At 36.8% G+C, this 20897-nt stretch carries 21 protein-coding genes; 5 read left to right on the top strand and 16 right to left on the bottom strand.

The features are described 5' to 3' along the window. Positions 1-22: 22 nt before the first annotated feature. From BUL40_RS06160 to BUL40_RS06120, 9 genes are all read right to left on the bottom strand, one after another. On the bottom strand, positions 23-2425 hold the full coding sequence (locus BUL40_RS06160) for a TonB-dependent receptor (protein ID WP_080318501.1): 2403 nt from the start codon (positions 2423-2425) through the stop codon (positions 23-25). Further along, positions 2425-3243, bottom strand: a complete 819-nt coding sequence (locus BUL40_RS06155; protein ID WP_080318500.1) for a DUF4249 family protein — start codon at positions 3241-3243, stop codon at positions 2425-2427. The genes BUL40_RS06160 and BUL40_RS06155 overlap by 1 nt, the downstream gene beginning before the upstream one ends. 78 nt (positions 3244-3321) lie before the next feature. Continuing rightward, positions 3322-5541 (bottom strand): NADP-dependent isocitrate dehydrogenase, encoded by a 2220-nt coding sequence (locus BUL40_RS06150; protein ID WP_080318499.1) that lies wholly within the window; start codon positions 5539-5541, stop codon positions 3322-3324. 562 nt (positions 5542-6103) lie between these two features. Further along, complete coding sequence (gene rplS / locus BUL40_RS06145; RefSeq protein WP_010517981.1) at positions 6104-6454, bottom strand: 50S ribosomal protein L19; 351 nt, start codon at positions 6452-6454, stop codon at positions 6104-6106. A gap of 118 nt (positions 6455-6572) precedes the next feature. Then, entirely contained in the window at positions 6573-6890 is a 318-nt protein-coding gene (locus tag BUL40_RS06140; RefSeq protein ID WP_141239642.1) for a hypothetical protein, read from the bottom strand. Between the two features lie 6 nt (positions 6891-6896). Continuing rightward, a complete protein-coding gene (trmD, locus tag BUL40_RS06135; protein WP_080318498.1) occupies positions 6897-7574 on the bottom strand; it encodes a tRNA (guanosine(37)-N1)-methyltransferase TrmD in 678 nt (225 codons plus the stop codon). Between the two features lie 29 nt (positions 7575-7603). After that, positions 7604-8209, bottom strand: a complete 606-nt coding sequence (locus BUL40_RS06130) for a tRNA (guanine-N1)-methyltransferase (RefSeq protein ID WP_080318497.1) — start codon at positions 8207-8209, stop codon at positions 7604-7606. A gap of 81 nt (positions 8210-8290) precedes the next feature. Continuing rightward, positions 8291-9739 carry a glyceraldehyde-3-phosphate dehydrogenase gene (locus BUL40_RS06125; RefSeq protein WP_080318496.1) on the bottom strand — a complete coding sequence of 483 codons (1449 nt, stop codon included), beginning with the start codon at positions 9737-9739 and terminating at the stop codon, positions 8291-8293. A gap of 123 nt (positions 9740-9862) precedes the next feature. Next, positions 9863-11254: a S1C family serine protease gene (locus BUL40_RS06120; RefSeq protein WP_010517986.1), complete on the bottom strand. Its 1392-nt coding sequence runs from the start codon at positions 11252-11254 to the stop codon at positions 9863-9865. Between the two features lie 123 nt (positions 11255-11377). Here BUL40_RS06120 and dapF point away from each other — a divergent pair, with 123 nt between their 5' ends. The 4 genes from dapF (at position 11378) to BUL40_RS06100 (ending at position 14519) form a co-directional block, all read left to right on the top strand. Continuing rightward, positions 11378-12166 carry a diaminopimelate epimerase gene (dapF, locus tag BUL40_RS06115; protein ID WP_080318495.1) on the top strand — a complete coding sequence of 263 codons (789 nt, stop codon included), beginning with the start codon at positions 11378-11380 and terminating at the stop codon, positions 12164-12166. Next, positions 12160-12687, top strand: coding sequence for a GNAT family N-acetyltransferase (locus BUL40_RS06110; protein WP_080318494.1), 528 nt, complete (start codon positions 12160-12162; stop codon positions 12685-12687). The genes dapF and BUL40_RS06110 overlap by 7 nt, the downstream gene beginning before the upstream one ends. Continuing rightward, positions 12684-13730 carry an endolytic transglycosylase MltG gene (gene mltG, locus BUL40_RS06105; RefSeq protein ID WP_080318493.1) on the top strand — a complete coding sequence of 349 codons (1047 nt, stop codon included), beginning with the start codon at positions 12684-12686 and terminating at the stop codon, positions 13728-13730. Before BUL40_RS06110 ends, mltG begins: the two co-directional genes overlap by 4 nt. 141 nt (positions 13731-13871) lie before the next feature. Next, positions 13872-14519 (top strand): lysozyme family protein, encoded by a 648-nt coding sequence (locus tag BUL40_RS06100; RefSeq protein ID WP_080318492.1) that lies wholly within the window; start codon positions 13872-13874, stop codon positions 14517-14519. Positions 14520-14529: 10 nt separating this feature from the next. Here the strand turns inward: BUL40_RS06100 and BUL40_RS06095 are convergent, their stop codons facing one another. From BUL40_RS06095 to dnaA, 3 genes are read right to left on the bottom strand one after another with little or no spacing between them, the layout of a single operon-like run. Then, positions 14530-15255: an SAM-dependent methyltransferase gene (locus BUL40_RS06095; RefSeq protein ID WP_080318491.1), complete on the bottom strand. Its 726-nt coding sequence runs from the start codon at positions 15253-15255 to the stop codon at positions 14530-14532. Positions 15256-15266: 11 nt separating this feature from the next. Continuing rightward, positions 15267-15716 (bottom strand): low molecular weight protein-tyrosine-phosphatase, encoded by a 450-nt coding sequence (locus BUL40_RS06090; RefSeq protein ID WP_080318490.1) that lies wholly within the window; start codon positions 15714-15716, stop codon positions 15267-15269. Positions 15717-15729: 13 nt separating this feature from the next. Next, positions 15730-17154, bottom strand: coding sequence for a chromosomal replication initiator protein DnaA (gene dnaA / locus BUL40_RS06085; protein WP_010517997.1), 1425 nt, complete (start codon positions 17152-17154; stop codon positions 15730-15732). Positions 17155-17365: 211 nt separating this feature from the next. On the opposite strand from dnaA, the gene BUL40_RS06080 reads away from it, so the two are divergent. Then, entirely contained in the window at positions 17366-17770 is a 405-nt protein-coding gene (locus BUL40_RS06080) for an acyl-CoA thioesterase (protein WP_080318489.1), read from the top strand. Here BUL40_RS06080 and BUL40_RS06075 read toward each other — a convergent pair. Genes BUL40_RS06075 through ribD form a run of 4 tightly spaced genes read right to left on the bottom strand, consistent with a single transcriptional unit; the run spans position 17753 to position 20874 of the window. Continuing rightward, complete coding sequence (locus BUL40_RS06075) at positions 17753-18370, bottom strand: IMPACT family protein (protein WP_080318488.1); 618 nt, start codon at positions 18368-18370, stop codon at positions 17753-17755. The two genes, BUL40_RS06080 and BUL40_RS06075, sit on opposite strands and share 18 nt — an antisense overlap. Beyond that, entirely contained in the window at positions 18370-19233 is an 864-nt protein-coding gene (locus BUL40_RS06070) for a DMT family transporter (protein ID WP_080318487.1), read from the bottom strand. Before BUL40_RS06070 ends, BUL40_RS06075 begins: the two co-directional genes overlap by 1 nt. Continuing rightward, entirely contained in the window at positions 19233-19832 is a 600-nt protein-coding gene (locus tag BUL40_RS06065) for an HAD family hydrolase (RefSeq protein WP_080318486.1), read from the bottom strand. Before BUL40_RS06065 ends, BUL40_RS06070 begins: the two co-directional genes overlap by 1 nt. Further along, complete coding sequence (gene ribD, locus BUL40_RS06060) at positions 19825-20874, bottom strand: bifunctional diaminohydroxyphosphoribosylaminopyrimidine deaminase/5-amino-6-(5-phosphoribosylamino)uracil reductase RibD (RefSeq protein WP_080318485.1); 1050 nt, start codon at positions 20872-20874, stop codon at positions 19825-19827. The genes BUL40_RS06065 and ribD overlap by 8 nt, the downstream gene beginning before the upstream one ends. Positions 20875-20897 lie beyond the last annotated feature (23 nt).

The following is a 20897-nucleotide window of genomic DNA, read 5'->3' as shown; positions in this document are numbered from 1 at the left end:
TGTAAAGATAGTTAAGCCCCTGTTAGAATTTAAAATTATAGGTCACGGATGGGATTAAACCAAATATGGCGGTTCGGGTGGCTTCGTTTCTACCATTGTCTTCATTTCTACTAAAGTTGATAGAGGCCGCATTACGTCTATTGTAAACATTATAGATACTAAACACCCATTCGCCTTGTAATTTTCTGTTTTTATTTTTTCTAGGCGTTAAAGTGGCCGATAGGTCTAAGCGGTGGTAAGCCGGTAAACGGGTTTTGTTTCTTTCGCCATAAATGGGCACTACCAAGCCCTGTTGTTGAAACTGCCCCACGGGATAGTTGGTAGGTTGCCCCGTTTGGAAGATAAAATTGGAACCAAAAGACCATTTATCGTTGAGTTCGTAGTTGGCGTTTATAGATAGGTCATGCGTTTTATCATACGCACTGGCATACCAATTACCATTATTAATTCCGGTTTCTACTGCCGTTCTACCAGGGGTGCGTTGTTCTGAACGCGATAGGGTATAGGACAACCAACCGGTTAGGTCACCTTCATTTTTCCTGAATAGGAATTCTAGCCCGTATGCCCTTGCCTGCCCATTCAAAATTACTTGTTCTATAGCATTGTTGGCTATTAAATCTGCCCCATCTATATAATCTATACGGTTTTGGATGTCTTTATAAAAGCCTTCTACTTCTAGCGTGTAATCGCCTCCATTTATCGTTTTAAAATAGCCTAGGGCATATTGGTCTAGCAGCTGTGGTTGTACAAAAGGTCCGCTGGGCGTCCAAACATCCAAAGGAGTAGGGGAACTGGTATTGGATAATAAATGTAGGTACTGGGCTAGTCTGGTATAACTTGTTTTTATACTTGAATTATCGTTTAGGGAATAGGCAATTGCAAGCCTTGGTTCTAAATTGGTGAACTTTGCCAAACTGCCACCTCTGCCCGGTGTAAGTGTATCTATGGGGGTTGCTTCTTTATACACTTGTTGGCGTTCGTCAAAAACTACGGCTTGGTTGTTTTGGTAGGCAAAAAATTCATCTTGTCCCAACCGATTGAAATGACTGACCCGCAGCCCGTAATTAACGGATAGTTTATTGGATATTTCATGTTCTACATCTATATAAGCAGCTGCCTCATTTGCATACTTTTTGGTAAGCTGGTCTTCAATTATGCCCGAGTTAGACCGGTTTGGTGTAATTTCTCCGGGATTAAACACATAATAAATGTTATTTAGGCCATAATTAATTTGAAGTTTGTTGTTCAGGTAATGTTTTAAATCATACTTCACATTAAAATTCTGAATGCCAGAATCCCACTCAAATCCTACAAAATCGAGTTCCAAACCGTAGTAATAATCCGAATAGATGAGCGAAAGATTGGAAAATAGCCTATCATTGAACAAATGGTTCCAGCGTAGATTACCAACGGCGTTACCATATACATTTACAAAACTCTCGTTTAGACTAAATAAATCACGACCAAAATAACCGGATAAATACAGACTGTTGTTCTCGTTTATTCTGTGGTTAATTTTGGTATTTACATCATAGAAATAGGCTTTGCTATCAATATCAAATAGCGGTAAAAATAAATGGGCGTAAGAAGACCTTCCTCCAATTAAAAATGCGGTACGATCTTTTTGAATAGGCCCTTCTATTAACAAACGGCTGGCCACGGCACCTACACCACCATTTACTTTAAATTCTTTACTATTGCCTTCTTTCTGGTAAATATCCAAAACAGAGGAAACACGACCACCGTACCTAGCCGGGATACCTCCCTTATACAATTTTAAATCCTTTATGGCATCTGGATTAAAAACAGAGAAAAAGCCGAACAGATGCGAAGAGTTAAAAACAGTAGCTTCGTCTAACAATATAAGATTTTGATCTACGGCTCCACCTCTTACGTTGAACCCAGAAGAACCCTCGCCGGCATTGGTAACCCCAGGTAAAAGAACTAAAGATTTAATAACATCTGCCTCTCCTAAAACAACTGGAACTTTTTTAATGGTAGCCGCAGAGAGGGTGTTTACGCTCATTTGAGGTTTGCGCACATCTAGCCGTTCTACGTCTTCAGAAACCACTACTTCTGCCAATTGTTCTGCCTCTTCCGTTAGGGCAAAATCCATTTTGGTGTTTTGTTCCAAATTTACGGTTACGTATTCCTCTTTAAAACCCATATAGGAAACAACTATTTGGTAACTGCCTTGTGGTAGTGTTAAGGAGTAAAACCCATATTCATTGGTTACGGTACCAGTGCTAAGGTTGGCCACGGCAACGGTAACACCAATTAAGGTTTCGTTACTGCTCGCTTCTTTAACTACCCCGCTCAGGGTATATTTTTCTTGTGCATAACCAGTAATTGAATAGTAGCTAAATACGAATAGCAACAGTATTTGCGCGTATTTTAGGGGATTGGAGCTGTAATTTCTTTGCATTATTCTATACGGATTAGGGCGATATCTGTTTCGCTTAGGGCAAAATAACCAAGGGCGTAGTTCTCTGGGTTGGTGGTGTTGTAAAGGTTACCTCTAACATTTGCAGGTGCAACGCCAAAACCGCCACCACCACCATTTTCACCAGATTGGGTTAATATTTGCTCAGTGTAAGCAGCAAAATCTTTATCAATCCCCAATAGGGTAATGGTTAATAAATCACCGGGTTCTACCTCTTCATAGTAATACGAAAAGGTTAGTCCATTATCCATATAATATTCATCATCCGAAACCAAAAAATTATTAAACCCAAAAGCAAAAAGGTAGTAGTTGCGTTCACCAACCACATCCTTGAATGAAATAATAACCTCCGTTTCTTCTTCTTCGTCTATTAGAAAACCATCGCCTTGGGTAACACTTTCAATGGTGCCGCTACGCATAAGCTGGGTTGTGGCCGTGTACGTTTCGTTGTTATAGGTAATAATTAGGGAATAAGCTCTGTTGAACTCCAAATCAGGGATTCCTTCACGGAATATTCCGGGTTCGTTTTCTTGTAGAGGATAGGTTTCTTCTGTGGTTTCGTCCCGTAATAGAACGGTGGCATTTTCTGCTGCAGGCACTTCTTGGTCAAAAAAAGGAGCGGTTAAAGTAAGTTTAACCTCTCCTGCAGTGACAGGTTCACCATCATTAAAATTATAACCAATTATTGCATCTACTACCAATCTAGGTTCTGATGTTTCTAAATCTACATCTATGGGATCTTCACAGGCAATAAAAAGAACCCCCAGGATTAAAATTCTAGCAATTTTTTTAACTAACATGGGTAACTAATAGATTCCAAAAGTAGGTAATGGAAGCCATAGTTACCCATGCTTAACTTTTTTTTAAAGGTTTAATCCTTATGCTATTTTAGCTAAAATGGCATTAAAGGTTGCAGAAGGTCTCATTGCTTTAGAGGCCAATTCGGAATCTGGAAGATAATACCCGCCAATTTCTACCGCTTGCCCTTGTGCGTCTATTAATTCTTGTGCAATAACCGTTTCTTTTTCTGTCATTTCCTGGGCTATTGGTCCAAAGGTGTTTTTTAACGCATTGTCTTTGTCTTGCGCTGCCAATTCTTGTGCCCAGTACAGTGCCAAATAGAAATGACTGCCTCTAGTATCTCTTTCGTTTACTTTTCTAGAAGGAGACTTATCGTTTAACAAGAAACGTTCTGTAGCCTTGTCCAAAGTTTCTGCTAAAACCAATGCGGTTGAATTATTGTTCTTTTCGCCATAATGCTCTAGAGAAACACCTAGGGCTAGGAACTCTCCAAGTGAATCCCAACGTAAATGCCCTTCTTCTACAAATTGTTCTACGTGCTTTGGGGCGGAACCACCAGCACCTGTTTCAAATAAGCCACCACCATTCATTAACGGTACAATGGAAAGCATTTTAGCACTGGTACCTACCTCTAAAATTGGAAATAAATCTGTTAGGTAATCTCTTAAAACATTACCGGATACAGAGATGGTATCTTTACCATCTTTCATTCTTTTTAAGGTGAATTCCGTTGCTTTTAGCGGAGAAAGTATATGTATCTCTAAGCCTTCCGTATCGTGCGCTTTAAGATATTCGTTTACCTTTTTTATTAATTCCGCGTCATGTGCTCTATCTTCATCTAGCCAGAAAACAGCAGGCCACCCTGTTGCTTTGGCCCTTGAGATAGCCAACTTTACCCAGTCTTTTATAGGTTCATCTTTTACTTGACACATTCTCCAGATGTCTCCCGCTTCAACTTCATGTTGCATTAGAACGGCACCGGTAGCTTCGTCTATAACTTTTACCGTACCAGCTTGGTCTAACTCAAAGGTTTTGTCATGAGAACCATATTCTTCTGCTTTTTGGGCCATAAGACCTACATTGGGCACGGTACCCATAGTAGTTGGGTCAAAAGCACCATTTTCTTTACAGAAATCTATTGTTGCTTGGTAAATGGCAGCGTAACTACTATCTGGAATTATGGCTTTGGTATCTTGTAAATTTCCATTTTTGTCCCACATTTTTCCAGAGTTACGTATCATAGCGGGCATAGATGCATCTATAATAATATCACTTGGAACATGTAAATTGGTAATACCTTTATCTGAGTTTACCATTGCCAAATCTGGCCCGTTTGCTATGGTGTTGGCAATAGCTTCCTCAATTTCTTTTCTTTTGCTTTCCGATACATTTTCCAGTTTATCAAAAAGACTTTCTAAACCATCATTTGGAGAAACACCAGCTTCTTTTAATTCGGTCTCATACGTATTAAAAACGTCTCCAAAATAAGCTTTTACCGCATGACCAAAAATAATAGGGTCACTCACTTTCATCATTGTTGCCTTTAAGTGTAAGGAAAGTAATAGACCTTTTTCCTTTGCTTCTGCCACCTCTTTTTGTAAAAATGCGGTTAGTGCCGCTTTGCTCATCACGGTTGCATCAACAATTTCCTTATCTAATAGGGACAAACCTTCTTTTAAGATGGTAGTGCCATTGTTGTTTTCTAAAACAATTTTAACTGCCGTGGCTTGGTCAAGCGTCAATGATTTTTCATTAGATCTAAAATCACCAGAGGTCATGGTAGCCACATGGGTTTGGGAGTCTTTATTCCATGCGCCCATTTTATGTGGATTATTCTTGGCGTAATTTTTAACGGCTTTTGGAGCTCTACGATCAGAGTTACCTTCACGCAATACCGGGTTTACCGCACTACCTTTAATTTTGTCATACTTGGCCTTAATCTCTTTTTCTTCTTGATTTTTAGGCTCAGAAGGATAATTGGGAAGATTATATCCCTTTCCTTGTAATTCTTCTATGGCTTCTGTAAGCTGTGGTATAGAAGCACTGATGTTTGGCAATTTTATTATGTTGGCCTCAGGGGTTTTAGCAATTGCACCTAGACTGGCAAGATCATCAGAAATTTGTTGGTCTTCCTTTAGGTATTCTGGAAATGTGGCTATAATTCTACCAGCTAAAGAAATGTCTTTGGTTTCGATATCTATAGCAGCGGTTTTGGTAAAGGCTTGTACTATTGGAAGAAAAGATTGCGTAGCAAGCGCTGGGGCTTCGTCTGTTTTAGTGTAGAGTATTTTTGCCATTTAAAAAGTTTTGTTTTTAAGCGTGGCAAATATACAATTTTAACGGTGTCTAAATTGTGCTAGATTACTAATTTGGAATACAAAAAGGGCATTTAATGTTAAAAGCCATGTTAATACAGCTGTACTAACATGGCTTTCTTAGTAATTCTAGTAATCTCTTCTAGAATTCTAAAATTTGCCTTAGCATAAGAGCATAGGCAAGTTGACGTTTACATTATTAAAAATTACTTTTAATAATTTTTGGTTGTAGCGTTTTCCAACTTTGTCAAAACAAGTTTTACCCAACTGTTCGCACACAAAGTAAATGTTGTGATACATACTTTTTTGGAAGGTGGCCAAAAGCCAGGCATCCATATAGGAAACACATCAATTTAATAAAGAACGTCTACTTTCTAAATTGTAAGGTTATATCCTTTCAACACTACTAATTTAATCAAAAAACTAAAACCACCTAATTTTTTAACATATTAAAAATGAACAGTTTATGAACTAAGGTTGTTCACATTTGTTCATAAAAAAAGCACCCTTAGTGGGTGCTTTTTGTATATGGTTAAAACCTAACTTAAGAACGAATTTCTTTAAGTCTTGCTTTTTTACCTCTAAGTTGTCTAAAGTAGAAGATTCTTGCTCTACGTACTTTACCTCTTTTGTTAACTTCAATTTTTTGTAAAGCAGGCATGTTAATAGGAAAAATACGCTCAACACCTACAGTACCACTCATTTTACGAATTGTAAAAGTTTCGGTTGCACCACTACCTCTTCTTTGGATAACTACACCTCTAAAGAACTGGGTTCTTGTTTTTTCACCTTCCTTAATTTCATAGTAAACAGTGATGGTGTCTCCTGCAGAAAATTTAGGAAATTCTTTTTTTGCTACGAATTCGTCTTCTACAAACTTAATTAAAGATTCCATTTTAATCTTTTTAATTGGTTTAATAAGAACAACTTACACGGTTATCGTCAGAGGTTGTAAATATGCGAGTGCAAAATTAGTTTTAATTTTTTATTGGACAAGCGTTTCTCTTGATTTTTTATTGGTTTTTAGCTTTAGGAAGTCTCACAACAAATAATATAAGACCTATTGCCAACAAGAGGCTTGGAAATACCGCCAATAAATTAAAAATCATTTGTGCGGAAACAAGAGATTCTACAGATTTTCTAGCATAAATAAGAGGCACAAAAAAACGGCCTGCAAATACAAATAATTCTAAAAGGGCGCCAATTAGTATTAGGTAGCTAGGTACTCCTTTTCTTTTGTAAACCAATATAATGCCAAAAATTACGAATAGCATGACTACCATTAGACCTAAAATACCGGTGAGAATCGAGTAAATATTAAAGTGTTCCATCCGTGCTTATTGGTCTAATAAATCTGGTCTACGCTCTTTTGTTCTTTTTAAAGCTTGTTCTTCCCGCCATTTTTCAATTTTTGGAAAGTTACCGGTGGTCAAAATTTCAGGAACCTTATATCCGTTGTAGTCTGCTGGTCTTGTATATACAGGTGGTGCCAATAAATTATCTTGGAACGTATCTGTTAACGCTGAGGTCTCGTCATTAAGTACACCAGGAAGCAATCTAATTATTGCATCGGAAACTACTGCCGCGGCCAATTCACCACCAGACAACACGTAATCTCCTATGGATATTTCTTTTGTGATAAATAGGTCTCTTACTCTTTGGTCTACACCTTTGTAGTGCCCACATAGGATAATTATATTACCTTTTAATGATAATTCATTGGCAATACGTTGGTTAAACGTTTCACCATCAGGAGTCATATAAATTACCTCGTCATATTGGCGTTCTGCTTTTAAACCGTTAATACATTTCTCTATAGGTTCTATCATAAGAACCATACCCGCACCACCACCAAATTGGTAATCATCTACTTGCTTGTATTTATTGGAGGTGTAGTCTCTAAGTTGATGCAGATGCACTTCTACTAGACCTTTATCTATGGCGCGCTTTAGAATTGAGGCCTCAAAAGGACTTTTCAATAACTCTGGTAAAACCGTTATGATATCTATACGCACCTTAACATATATTTAGATTCGCTTAAATATTACTTACGATTCTTATTGATCTCGTCTTGTAATTTTCTGCTTATTTTTTGCTCTCTTTCCAAAGCTCTTCTCCTGTGCTGCTCGTATTCTGTTTCTAGTTCTGCCAAAGCATCTTTTGCTTGTATGGTTAAAGCATTACTATTTTTAAATTTATAGATGAAAAAAGCAAGGAAAATGATTAAGGCGAAAATAATAGACCAAACAATTAGCTTATAGGTACCCTTAGGCATTAAAGCACCCAAAAATTGAATGCTGTCTTTTTCTTCCGTTATATTTTCCAGATTGCTACTAGTTTCGCCAAGTCTAGCATTTAAACTGGTTATTTCAGTCTCATTTTTTTCTATGGTAGCTCTTAAACTGGAAATTGTACTATTGGCGTTTTTTATTGAATCCAATACGTTATTTTGAAGGGCTTCCAATTCTAATACCCTAACAACTTCATACCGCTTACCTTGAGCCCTATAATTTCCAGATTTTCTAATTAGTGTTTCAAATTGGCCTTTAATGGAATTGTCTTCTACCACATTCTCCTCAGTGTTTTCCTGTGCATACCCAAAAGTTAAGGATAATACCAATGTAAATAGGACAATAGAGAGGTTTTTCATAGTGTTTCGCTTTAGTGTTCTAATAGATTTTAATGGGGACTGGCGAAATTAAGCCAATAATACCAATCCCCAAAAAAACTTTTAATAATAGGTATATCGTCTCACCTTGGCTACATATTTGGCCAAACGGATTACCTGATGGCTATACCCGTATTCATTATCATACCAGATGTATAAAATGATGTTCTTTCCACTGTCATCTACAATGGTAGCTTTACTATCATAGATAGATGGGGCAGAGGTGCCCACAATATCAGAAGACACCAACTCATTACTTAAAGAATACTTAATTTGCTCAACTAAATCGCCCTCTAGCGCGTATTTTTTTAATATGGTATTCACGGCTTCTTTAGTGGTCTGGTTTTTCACCTCAAGATTTAAAATGGCCAAAGAGCCATTAGGAACTGGTACCCTTATAGCATTTGAAGTTAATTTGCCTTCAAGATTGGGCAATGCTTTTGAGACCGCTTTACCTGCTCCCGTTTCCGTTATGACCATATTAAGAGCGGCAGCCCTACCTCTCCTATATTTACTATGCATGTTATCTACCAAATTCTGGTCGTTTGTATAGGCATGAATAGTTTCTAAATGACCCTTTTCTATCTCTAAAGAATCATCTATTACCTTTAAAATAGGACTTATGGCATTGGTGGTACATGAGGCGGCAGAAAATATTGTTTCCTTATCTGGATTATGATCTAGATGATTTACCCCATGAACAATATTAGGTATTTCTTTACCGGGAGCCGTAAGCAAAACTTTGGCGCACCCTTTAGATTTTAAATGTCTACTTAATTCTTTGCGGTCTCTAAATGCTCCCGTATTGTCTATTACCAAGGCATCTTTAATACCATATTCCGTGTAGTTGATATCTTCTGGTTTGTTGGCAGTTATAAAGAAAATAGTGGTGCCATTAACCACTAGTGCTTTCTGCTCCATATCTACAGAGACCGTTCCACTAAACTCACCGTGAACAGAATCTGTTCGTAGCAGGGCCGCTCTTTTTTCTAAAACTTCTTGTGTAATTGTACCACGCGTTACTATTGCCCTAAGCCTAAGTTGATTGCCTTTACCGGTTTTAGCCATTAATTCCCTGGCTAACAATCTTCCTATTCTACCAAAACCATAAAGCACAACATCTTTTGGTTTAATGGTTTTGGTTTCGTGGGCATCATTTAGTTTATCTAGAACAAATGCTTTTACATTTAAATGCTCGCTTATTTGCGAGTGGTATTCATAAGTTAGTTTGCCAATATCTATTTTGGCAGGTGGCAAGGGTATGTCATTAATTGCCCTAAGTAATTCTACGGAATCAAAAATAGAAATGGGTTTTTGAACAAATTCCCCAGCATATTCATGTAGGTTGATAATATCACTTACGTTGCGGTCTATTACTTGATTTTTGAATAGTACAATTTCAATAGATTTATCGTACCATAGATCACTTATCAGTTTAATAAATTCCGTTGTGGCCTTTCTTCTGTCGGCCTGAAAAGCAAGTTCCTTTTCGTAGGATTTAATGTTGCTCATAACAGCTTAGATTGTCAGTTTAATTTTCGGCAAAAGTAGCATTTCAAACGTTTTCGTAAAAATATATCGACAATAAAAAAAGCACCTCATAGAGGTGCTTTCATCATGCAATTTTTTCAGGGTTTATTGAAAAATTAATCGTTCCCTTTCGCCATTTTCTCCCAACAGTGTAATACTAGTCCTTCCGTATCGGGTTATTTTTTGGAATAGCTCTTTTGCGTCTTCCACATCGCGTATCTCGTTATCATCAATAAGGATCATAACCTTATCTTCTAATTCATAACCTCTATAACGTTCTGGTACATTGGTAATCTTAACACCCTTCTTGGTCTTATATTTTTTCTGGTCTTCTTTTGAAAGATTTTTTACCTGCAGCCCCATAACCGGTAGTATTTCGGTTTGCCTTTTCTTGAGTTCAACTTCAAAAGTCTTGGTCTCGCCGCCACGGTCTACTAACACCTCAACCACATCACCCGGTCTTTTAGAAGATAAATAACCAGTTAATTCTGAGAATTTACTCACCTTAATATTCCCAACCTGTTTAATAATATCGCCCTCTTTAAGGCCTGCCTCTTCAGCTCCAGATTCGTCTTCTACACCGGCAACGTAAACACCATTTACTTGGTCAATATTCATTTCTTTAGCTTGCGGGCTATCTAAACTTAAAGCAGATATACCCAAAATACCTTTTTGCACTTTACCAAACTCTAGTAAATCATCTACCACTTTTTTGGCAATATTACTAGGTACCGCAAAAGAGTACCCTACGTAGGACCCGGTTTGCGATGTAATAGCAGTATTAATACCAATTAAATCGCCATTTGTGTTTACCAATGCGCCACCAGAATTACCGGGATTAACGGCTGCATCGGTCTGTATAAAAGATTGGTCTCTATTTGTACTTATTGATCTAGCTTTTGCACTTACAATACCTGCGGTTACTGTAGAGGTAAGGTTAAAAGGATTACCTACCGCTAAAACCCATTCTCCAATTTTAGCATTATCAGAGTCTCCAAACGCTAGGTAAGGTAGGGGATTCTCTACTTCAATTTTTAAAAGTGCAATATCAGAACTTGGGTCCGTACCCACTATTTCTGCTTCGTAACTTTTGTTGTTGTTCAAGGTTATTTCTAAAGAATTTGCCTTATCTATAACATGGTTATTTGTTACAATGTAACCATCTGGTGAAATAATTACTCCAGATCCCGTACCAATTTGTGGAGTCTGGCCGCCTTTGAAACCATAGAAGAATTCCGCAAGCGGATTGGCGGGGCTCACCGTCATGTTTTTAACGTGTACCACCGCGTTAATGGTTTTCTCTGCCGCAACGGTAAAGTCAACCTCATTAATACCGGCACCTTTAGGGGAAGTAGGCATGCTGGTAGTTAAAAATGGTGTGGTCTCATTTTGAGCAACAAATGTAAATTGTTCTTTCTCAAAAAACAATTTATAGGCGCCGAGTGTGACACCACCGGCCAATAAGGCCACAAAAAATAATTGTGCTGTTCTTCTCATATCTATATAACTCTTTTTAAAACATTAAGCATTTTAAAAGTAGCCATAAATCGTGCCAATTTTAACAAATTAACGGCTTTTTAACTGCTAAACATTCCTTAAAGATTGTAGTATATTTGCGGCATGAAGACAGGACTCACATTAGAATTTTACAAGTATCAAGGTACCGGGAACGACTTTGTAATGGTAGATAATCGCAAAGATACTTTTCCAAAAGAAAATACAGATTTGGTAAAATTTTTATGTGATAGACGATTTGGTATTGGAGCAGACGGATTGATTCTTTTGGAAAATGACAACTTGTCAGATTTTAAAATGGTATACTACAATTCTGATGGTAATACGAGCACAATGTGTGGCAATGGTGGCCGATGTTTGGTGGCTTTTGCTAGAGATTTAGATATAATTAAAGACAAAACTACGTTTAATGCAATTGATGGTTTGCACCATGCATCTATCAATAAAGATGTTGTTGCTTTGCAAATGATTGATGTTGCTGTGATTCAACAGAAAGATAAATACAGCTTTTTAGATACAGGTTCACCACACCATGTTCAAATAGTTGCCAATGTTGCCAGTTTGGACGTTAAAAAAGAAGGAGCTAAACTAAGATATGGTCTATATGGGGAATCTGGAAGCAATATTAATTTTGTAACACCTTTAGCAGACGATACTTTTGAAGTTAGAACCTACGAACGTGGGGTAGAAGACGAAACGTTATCTTGTGGTACAGGGGTAACCGCAGTAGCCTTAGCAATGCATAAACAAAAGAAGGCTATTTCAAATACGGTAAAAGTTAAAGCTAGAGGAGGGGATCTAACTATTTCTTTTGAGCAAAATGGAAGCGGTTACAAGAAGGTATTTTTAAAAGGCCCTGCACAAAAAGTATTTAAAGGGGAAATTGCATGCTAAAACTAGCGGGAGACCAGGTGTTTTTAAGGGCTTTAGAGTCTTCGGATATTGATTTTTTATATCAAGTAGAAAACGATATGGCTATATGGGAGTTAAGCGGAACGCTAGCTCCTTATTCCAAAGAATTGTTGCGGCAATATATTGATAGCGCCCATATGGATATTTATGAGGCCAAACAATTAAGGTTGTGTATCTGTGAAAATGGTACAGGTACTGCACTAGGTTTTGTAGACTTGTTTGATTTTGAGCCTTGCCATAAAAGGGTAGGTGTTGGAATCATAATTTATCGTGTGGATTTTCAAAATAAAGGAATTGGTAGTGAAGCTTTAAGGTTGGTTGAGGATTATTGCTTTCAAATTTTAGATTTACACCAGATATATGCCAATGTTTTGGAAGAAAATCAAAAGAGCAATTATGTATTTACAAAATTAGGCTATCAAAAAGTAGGAATTAAAAAAGATTGGATATACTTCAATAAGGAATTTAAGAACGAAATATTATATCAAAAAATAAGAGCTTGAAAAATCTAAAGAAAGTTGTTTTGGCCGCTGCCCTTTTAGGATTGGTGATCGTTGCTGTTTTTGCTTATTCTATTTATACGGCAATATTTACCCCTAATACAGCCTTTGAAAACAAAGAGGCATTTGTTTATATGCCCAGTAATGCAACTACCCAAGATGTAACCGAAAGGTTGTCCCCTTTATTAAAAGATTTGGATGCATTTTTATCCGTTGCAAATAGAAAAGGTTATTTGGCCAATATTAAAGGAGGAAGGTATAGAATTACCAAGGGTATGAATAATAATGAAATTGTGAATACCCTTAGAAGTCAAAACCTACCTGTAAAAGTAACCTTTAACAACCAGGAAAGCATAGGAACATTGGCTGGTAGAATTGCAGCACAAGTAGAGCCAGATAGTTTAGCGTTGGCAACTGCCTTGGGAGACTCAGCTTTTCTTAAAGAGCATGGCTTTGATTCGTATAATGAGCTTTCTTTATACCTGCCAAACACCTATGAGTTTTTTTGGAACACAACCGCAGAAGGCGTTAGGGAGCGGATGCTAAAAGAATATAAGGCTTTTTGGACTAATGAAAGAAAGGCAAAAGCAAAACAACAAGGTTTAACTCCTAACCAGGCAATTGCTTTGGCAGCAATTGTACAAAAAGAGACTGTGAAGGTAGATGAAAGACCAAGGGTGGCTGGGGTGTATTTAAACCGATTAAAAAAGGGAATGCTGTTACAGGCAGACCCAACCGTAATTTATGCCATAAAAAGAGAAACAGGAAATTACGATACCATTATAAAACGTGTTTTGTATCGAGATTTAGAAATGGATTCGCCCTATAATACTTACAAATATGCTGGTTTACCTCCTGGACCTATAACTATGCCAGATATATCTTCCATAGAAGCCGTTTTAAATCCAGAAAAGCATCAATATTTGTATTTTGTGGCAGATGTTACTAACTTTGGGTATCACAAATTTGCAAAGACATTGGCGCAGCATAACCAAAACAAAGTGCAGTACGTACAATGGTTGAACCAACAACGGATTAGCAGATAATCTCCCCTAATTGAAATCCGTTTAACGCTTTTTAATACCTATTTATCAAAAAGTTAGGATATTTTTTAACATTTAACGCAAGATCCCCCGTATATTTGCCGGCCAATTAGGATTTTATACAATCCTTAAAAAAGAACGCTTATGAAAAGATGGATCGGTTTTTTAGGTCATCTTGCCATAATTACAATTTTGACAAGTTTTGCTACCTACAGGGTAAAGAACACAAAGGTTGATGTGCCAGATTTATTAAAAGTGCATAACCAGGGTTTGTTTTTTGATTTTCCAGAAGAACAAACTCGTATCGAATTAGAAAAAGACGAATTTTTAAATGTCTTTTTGGGTAAGAGCTATCAAGGATTTAAGGATGCTCTAGCCTTTAAAGAATCCCAAGGAGATTATTCTAGTGTTAATACGTTAGGTTATTTGGGAAAATACCAATTTGGTAGATCAACATTACGTTTAATGGGCGTTAAAGATGGTGATGCATTTTTAAATGATCCTGCCTTGCAAGAAAAGGTGTTTAATCTAAACGTGGCAAGAAATAAATGGATACTGCGTAGGGATATTAAAAGATTTGTTGGCAAACGTATTAATGGGATAACTATTACGGAATCTGGAATAGTTGCGGCAGCCCATTTAGCAGGTGCTGGTAACGTAAAAAAATATTTACGGTCTTACGGACAGGCAGATTTTTCAGATGCATACGGTAGTACTGTAGCCTATTACATGAAAAAATTTGCGGGTTTTGATGTTTCTGTTATCAAAGCAAAACAAAAACCTAGAATTTAGACGCTTTTACTTAGCGTGCATGTATTATAAAGACCGCGGGCCTTTTTTGAAGGTCCAATGTGGTCTTTTTCCATTCTGTTACCGTTTTTGTCTTAATAACCTGGGTTTCCAGAGTTATATCTACGGCAACACATATTTCTGTGCTGGGATGCAAGCGTTTTAGGAATTCTTCAAATAACTTTTCGTTTCTGTATGGTGTTTCTATAAAAGCCTGGGATTGTTGTGACTCTCTTGAGAGGCGCTCAAACTTTTTAATTGCCTTGCTTCGCTCCGTACTATCTATAGGCAGGTACCCATTGAAAGCAAAACTTTGGCCGTTCATACCGCTAGCCATCATTGCCAATACTATGGAAGAGGGTCCAACCAAGGGTACAACGCTAATTTCTTTTTGGTGTGCCAATTTAACCACATCTGCTCCGGGGTCTGCAATTCCAGGGCACCCAGCTTCTGATAATAAACCAACAGAAATACCATCCAAACAAGGGTCTAAAAAGGTGGGTAGTTCAGACGGGTCCGTGTATTTATTTAAAATATTGAAATGTAGACTTGGCTGTGATTTTCCTGGACTAATCCGTTTAATAAAACGTCTTGCTGTTTTTTCGTTTTCGGCAATGTAGAAGTCTATGTTTTCAATAGTCTGTTTTATAGAAATAGGTAAAACTTCCAGTGGGGCGGTATCTCCCAACATAGTAGGAATTAAGAATAATTGGCCCTTGGGGGATTGGGTTGTTTCCATTTTAATCTTGATTAGCTCAGTTGTTGGGCAATAGTATCACAAGCCTTATTAATTAGTTGATAGACTTTTTCAAAGCCATCGTCTCCACCATAATACGGGTCTGGAACTTCGTTGGTTTTACCATCAATCTCACTAAGCAGTAATCTTACTTTTTGTTTATCTTCCACGGATGTTGCCTTAGCAAGTACATTTGTATAATTGCTTTTGTCCATAACATAGATACGATCAAAACGTGTAAAATCTTCCGTTTGGAATTTACGACATCGTTGTTTTGAAATATCCAAGCCATGAGCTTTTGCTACCGCAATGGAACGAGGGTCTGGAGCATTACCAATATGATACCCAGCAGTACCTGCGGAGTCCACGAATACATTTTCCGAATTCACTTTACTTTGCATAATCCCCTCTGCTAAGGGCGATCTACAAATGTTACCTAGACATACCATTAATATTTTGGTCATTGTCTAAATAGTTTTAAGTAAATTTTTTAGTAAGGTCGTCTATGTATTTTTTAAACTGCTTATCAGTTTCTGCTAGATTATCTACCGTTTTGCACGCGTGTAATACCGTTGCATGGTCTCTTTTACCAATTTGGGAACCTATACTCGCCAAAGAAGCTTTGGTAAATTTCTTTGCAAAAAACATAGCCAATTGTCTAGCCTGTACAATGTGTCTTTTCCTTGTTTTGGATTGTAGGGTGGCCACATCCATTTCAAAATAGTCTGAAACTACTTTTTGAATGTAGTCTATAGAAACTTCTCTTTTAGTGTTCTTTACAAACTTTTCTACAACCTGTTGTGCCAAATCTAAGGTTACTTCTCTTTTGTTGAAAGATGATTGGGCAATCAAAGAAATAATGGCACCTTCTAGCTCACGTATATTGGTCTTGATGTTTTTGGCCACATGATCTATAATTTCATCTGGCATTTCTACACCATCCCTATATAATTTGTTTTTTAAGATAGAGACACGTGTTTCATAATCTGGACTTTGCAATTCTGCGGAAAGTCCCCATTTAAATCTAGAAAGTAAACGTTGCTCTATGTCTTGCATATCTACAGGAGCCTTATCTGAAGTTAAGATTACCTGCTTGCCATTTTGATGTAAATGGTTGAATATGTGAAAGAATACATCTTGTGTTCCAGATTTTCCGCTAAGGAATTGAACATCATCTATGATTAATACATCTATTAATTGATAAAAATGTATAAAATCATTTCTTGTATTCTTTTTGACTGATTCTATATATTGCTGGGTAAATTTTTCAGCAGAAATATATAGAACTGTTTTTTCAGGATATTTGTCTTTTATTTCTACCCCAATGGCATGTGCCAAATGGGTCTTACCCAAACCAACACCACCAAAAATCATTAGTGGATTAAAAGATGTACCTCCTGGTTTATTGGCAACCGCCATACCGGCAGATCTTGCCAATCTGTTGGAGTCTCCTTCTAAGAAGTTGTCAAAATTGTAATTTGGGTTAAGTTGCGATTCAATTTTAATGTTCCTGATACCCGGGATAACAAACGGATTTTTTAGCTCCGGATTTTTAGATGTAATTGGTACATCTAATTCTTGTGGAGCCATTGCAGAGCGGTTAGAGCTAGGAATCTTTTCTGTAAAAGATTCGTTATTGCCATATTTGTTCTCCATCTTGATAATGTAGACCAATTTGGCGTTAGCACCCAACTCTTTTCTTAAAGCAACTTTTAACAACTTTACATAGTGTTCTTCTAGCCACTCGTAGAAAAATTTACTCGGTACTTGTATGCTCAAAGCATTGTCTGCAAGTCTTACCGGTTTAATGGGAAGGAACCACGTTTTGAATGCCTGCGGTTGGATATTATCCTCGATAAATGCCAAACAATTGTTCCAAATGGAAGATGCAGTATTACTCATTCTAAGTGTGTCCTTTGTATTTTGGTTAGTGTAATGTTTTATAAACTAAAACTGAAATCGGGGGCGTGTCCCTGTTAATTTGAACAGGGGCAAATATGTGAACAAAAAAGCTAAAAAAAAAACCTATCTCTTATTGAAATTATGATTTTTTTTTCGCATGTTTTCATCAAATCAGCATAGCCTTTAAATATACCAAAAAATAGATAGTGAAATGAATTTTAACACATTTTCTTTTAGAGTTAGATATGGGGAAACCGATCAAATGGGCGTAGTTTATCATGGTAATTATGCTACCTACCTAGAAGTGGGTAGAGTAGAGTGGCTAAGGGGTTTAGGGGTTTCTTACAAGCAAATGGAAGAAAATGGTGTAATGTTACCGGTAATTGACTTACAACTTAAATATAAAAAATCTGCCAAGTATGATGACCTTATTACAATTAAAACAATTTTGAAAAAAAAGCCCGGTGTAAGAATAGAATTTGACTATGAAATTTATAACGAGAAAAATGAACTTTTAGTCGAAGCTTCTACTACCTTGGTTTTTATGGATAAGAAAAAAATGAGACCCGTTAAATGTCCGGATTATATTTTGGAAAAGTTAGATTTCAGGGGTTAGTACTTCAATTCCTTTTAGGGGAGTAAATTTTTTTGAGACCTGTTCTAAATCACTTTTTTTAACCGCTAACTTTATGGTGCAATTAATTTCCATTTTCTGTTCAACTATATCTAATTGATGTTTTTTGATCAAACGCATCACCACATTCATTTTATCATAATCAAAATTTAAAATTAATGGGGTGGTGAGTATTTTGGAGGTAACTTTAGCTTCTTCCAAAGTTAATTTGGCACTTTCTTTATAGGTAGATATTAAGCCACCAACACCCAATTTGGTACCACCAAAAATACGAACTACAGCAACTAGAACATTGGTAATGTCAAATGCTTGTATTTGGCCGTAAATGGGCATGCCGGCAGAATTATTTGGTTCACCATCATCATTGGCACGGTAACTAATGCGTTCCACACCTAGTTGCCAAGCGTAGCAAACGTGGTTGGCGGTCGGGTATTCTTTTCGTAGAAGTTCAATTATGGGTTTTACTTCTTCTTCTTTTGATATTGGATAGGCATATCCTATAAATTTACTTTTTTTCTCCTTTAGTAAAATAGCTTCTACAGGGGCTAAAATGGTTTTGTAGGAATCCTTGTCATCTATCATTAAAACAAAGCTACCAAAAGAATACTAATAACTGCCAACCCTATGCCTAACCAATTTTTTGGTTGTAGCTTTTCTTTGAATAATAAAATACCGATAAAAGTGGTAAACATTACTATTGCTACATTATTTATGGTAAATATAGAAGCACTGTTGAATTTTGGGTTGTTTAACGCTTGTAATAGAAAATAGATAGAGAAATAGTTAGGTATGCCCAAACAAATACCCCCTAATACGTTTTTTAGGTTTCGTTTTATGGGTGTTTTTTTGCTGTTGAACAATAAAAACAAAACCCCTGTTGTACCTGCGGCACCAAATACCGTTGCAGAAAAAATAGGATACATGCTCTCGTCTAGGAACTCATCCTGAATGTATTTTATGGTAGTATCTATTACTCCGGAACCTATAAAGACTAAAAATGGAAGTAAGAGCGTTTTTGGAGCTATAACAAGACCTTTCTTTTTGATAGATGCAAAGTAAACCGCTGCTAAGGCCAATAAAATACCCAAGCCTTGCCAAATAGAGAGCGATTCTTTATAAACCAATAACGCAAATAATACAGGTATGGCCAAAGACATTTTGGTGGCTACGGAAGTTACGGCCACCCCATTTAATTGAGATGATTTAGCCATAATATTAAATATTGTTATGAAGAGTATGCCTAGGGCAAAGGTACCATAGAACCATCCTGACCCTACAAGCTCACTTACATTTATTTTACCCTCGTAGAAGAGAATACCACAGATACAAGCAACAAAGTAATTTACCACAATAGCATAAAGCGATTGTATTTTGTAGGTGCCAAACAATTTAAATATTACAAAAATAAGACTAGAGCATAATACGCTTAAGGCAAGATTTAGCATTATAAATAGTTATTAAGGTCAATAATGTCTTGTTGGCCAACTTGTAAATTCCACGTTTTAATCCCTAACTGGTTGGCCGCGTCTGTATTTTCCTTTGTATCGTCTATAAAAAAGGTTTCTTCTGCCTTTAGATTGTTTTCTTCCAAAACCTGTTCAAAAATAGGAGCATCTGGTTTACGCTTACCCATTTCATAAGAAAGGTAAAAGACTTCAAAGCATGCTTTAAAGTCTTTATAAGTACTACCCATTTGCTTTTTTACCTGTTCTATATGCAAATCATTAGTATTGCTCAAAAGAAATAACCTATACCGGCCTTGTTCTTTTAATTCTTTGAGGAAATGTAAACGGTATTCGGGAAAATCTTTAAGTATAGCGTTCCATGCCTCTATAAGATTTTTGGCTGTTGCCTTAGGAAAAATAGTATTGATTTGTTTTAAAAAATCTTGGGTGCTAATAGTGCCTTTTTCATAGTTTTTAAAAATCTTGTCTAAAGCAGGGGTAATTTGCTTAAAACCAAATTGAGCCATTGCTTTTGGTGTGGCCATTTTATCTAAGTTGATGAATATATCTCCAAAATCAAAGATGATATTTTTAATCATTTGTTAGCATATTTAGCGTGTCGGATCCTATTTTTTGTGAGAAAGCTAGTCTACCAGTAATTTTAGGGGCAGGTACGCCCGTTTTAAAAGTGGTTTCTCCGGTAAAAATTCTAGCTTCATCCCATAGACCATTCAAGATAAATGCATTAATTGTTTTGGAACCACCTTCTACAATTACACTATTGATATTGTTTTTGTACAAAACGCTCAGAATGTTTTCTGTTAGGTCTTTATTAAAATCTATCTTTTCATAGACCAAGTGCTCCAAAGTGCTAGCCTCTGTTTTGCTTGTTAAAACTATAACCTTGGCATCCGTGTTAAAAACGGCACTTGTTTTAGGCAAACTTAAATCTTTATCTAAGACTACTCTAATTGGATTTTGGCCTTCCCAATCTCTAACTGTTAAAGAGGGATTGTCTGCCAGCACGGTGTTGGCACCAACTAGAATGGCTTGTTCTTCACTACGCCATTTATGTACTAATTGTCTAGAGTAGGTATTGGTAATCCAATATGGTTCAGGTTTCGTGCTTCGTATACGGTCAGAAGGAGCTATAAACCCATCTATCGTTTCTGCCCATTTTAAAATTACATACGGACGTTTTTTTTCAATAAAAGTTAAAAAGCGTTTGTGGTGTGCGGCACACTCTTCTGCCAAAACATTGCTAATTACGTTAATCCCGGCATCTTTTAGTTTTTGTATGCCTTTGCCAGCAACCTTTTCGTGGGGGTCTAAAATACCTATGACTACACTGGGTATACCGCTTTTAATAATTAAATCCGCACATGGTGGTGTTTTTCCGTAGTGCGAACAGGGTTCTAAGGTAACATATAGCGTAGCTTTGGCCAAAAGCTCTTTATGTTTAACACTATTGATAGCGTTAACTTCGGCGTGGGGGCCTCCAAATGGGCTAGTATAACCTTCGCCAATTATTTTATCGTTATAAACTATTACAGACCCTACCATAGGGTTGGGTGCGGTAGTTCCCAATCCAATTTTACCTAGTTCTATACAGCGAAACAAGTATTTTTCGTCTATATTCATGGCTTAAAAGTAGTATTTAATTT

It is taken from the genome of Croceivirga radicis, from assembly GCF_002072105.2.
Lineage (GTDB): Bacteria > Bacteroidota > Bacteroidia > Flavobacteriales > Flavobacteriaceae > Croceivirga > Croceivirga radicis.
This window is presented reverse-complemented; position numbering and strand designations above follow the sequence as displayed.

Bases quoted from the DNA above. Each gene is read 5' to 3' on its own strand.
- BUL40_RS06160 (WP_080318501.1), bottom strand. From the start codon at position 2,425: ATGCAAAGAAATTACAGCTCCAATCCCCTAAAATACGCGCAAATACTG.
- BUL40_RS06155 (WP_080318500.1), bottom strand. From the start codon at position 3,243: ATGTTAGTTAAAAAAATTGCTAGAATTTTAATCCTGGGGGTTCTTTTT.
- BUL40_RS06150 (WP_080318499.1), bottom strand. From the start codon at position 5,541: ATGGCAAAAATACTCTACACTAAAACAGACGAAGCCCCAGCGCTTGCT.
- rplS (WP_010517981.1), bottom strand. From the start codon at position 6,454: ATGGAATCTTTAATTAAGTTTGTAGAAGACGAATTCGTAGCAAAAAAA.
- BUL40_RS06140 (WP_141239642.1), bottom strand. From the start codon at position 6,890: ATGGAACACTTTAATATTTACTCGATTCTCACCGGTATTTTAGGTCTA.
- BUL40_RS06130 (WP_080318497.1), bottom strand. From the start codon at position 8,209: ATGAAAAACCTCTCTATTGTCCTATTTACATTGGTATTATCCTTAACT.
- BUL40_RS06125 (WP_080318496.1), bottom strand. From the start codon at position 9,739: ATGAGCAACATTAAATCCTACGAAAAGGAACTTGCTTTTCAGGCCGAC.
- BUL40_RS06120 (WP_010517986.1), bottom strand. From the start codon at position 11,254: ATGAGAAGAACAGCACAATTATTTTTTGTGGCCTTATTGGCCGGTGGT.
- dapF (WP_080318495.1), top strand. From the start codon at position 11,378: ATGAAGACAGGACTCACATTAGAATTTTACAAGTATCAAGGTACCGGG.
- BUL40_RS06110 (WP_080318494.1), top strand. From the start codon at position 12,160: ATGCTAAAACTAGCGGGAGACCAGGTGTTTTTAAGGGCTTTAGAGTCT.
- BUL40_RS06100 (WP_080318492.1), top strand. From the start codon at position 13,872: ATGAAAAGATGGATCGGTTTTTTAGGTCATCTTGCCATAATTACAATT.
- BUL40_RS06095 (WP_080318491.1), bottom strand. From the start codon at position 15,255: ATGGAAACAACCCAATCCCCCAAGGGCCAATTATTCTTAATTCCTACT.
- BUL40_RS06090 (WP_080318490.1), bottom strand. From the start codon at position 15,716: ATGACCAAAATATTAATGGTATGTCTAGGTAACATTTGTAGATCGCCC.
- dnaA (WP_010517997.1), bottom strand. From the start codon at position 17,154: ATGAGTAATACTGCATCTTCCATTTGGAACAATTGTTTGGCATTTATC.
- BUL40_RS06080 (WP_080318489.1), top strand. From the start codon at position 17,366: ATGAATTTTAACACATTTTCTTTTAGAGTTAGATATGGGGAAACCGAT.
- BUL40_RS06075 (WP_080318488.1), bottom strand. From the start codon at position 18,370: ATGATAGATGACAAGGATTCCTACAAAACCATTTTAGCCCCTGTAGAA.
- BUL40_RS06070 (WP_080318487.1), bottom strand. From the start codon at position 19,233: ATGCTAAATCTTGCCTTAAGCGTATTATGCTCTAGTCTTATTTTTGTA.
- BUL40_RS06065 (WP_080318486.1), bottom strand. From the start codon at position 19,832: ATGATTAAAAATATCATCTTTGATTTTGGAGATATATTCATCAACTTA.
- ribD (WP_080318485.1), bottom strand. From the start codon at position 20,874: ATGAATATAGACGAAAAATACTTGTTTCGCTGTATAGAACTAGGTAAA.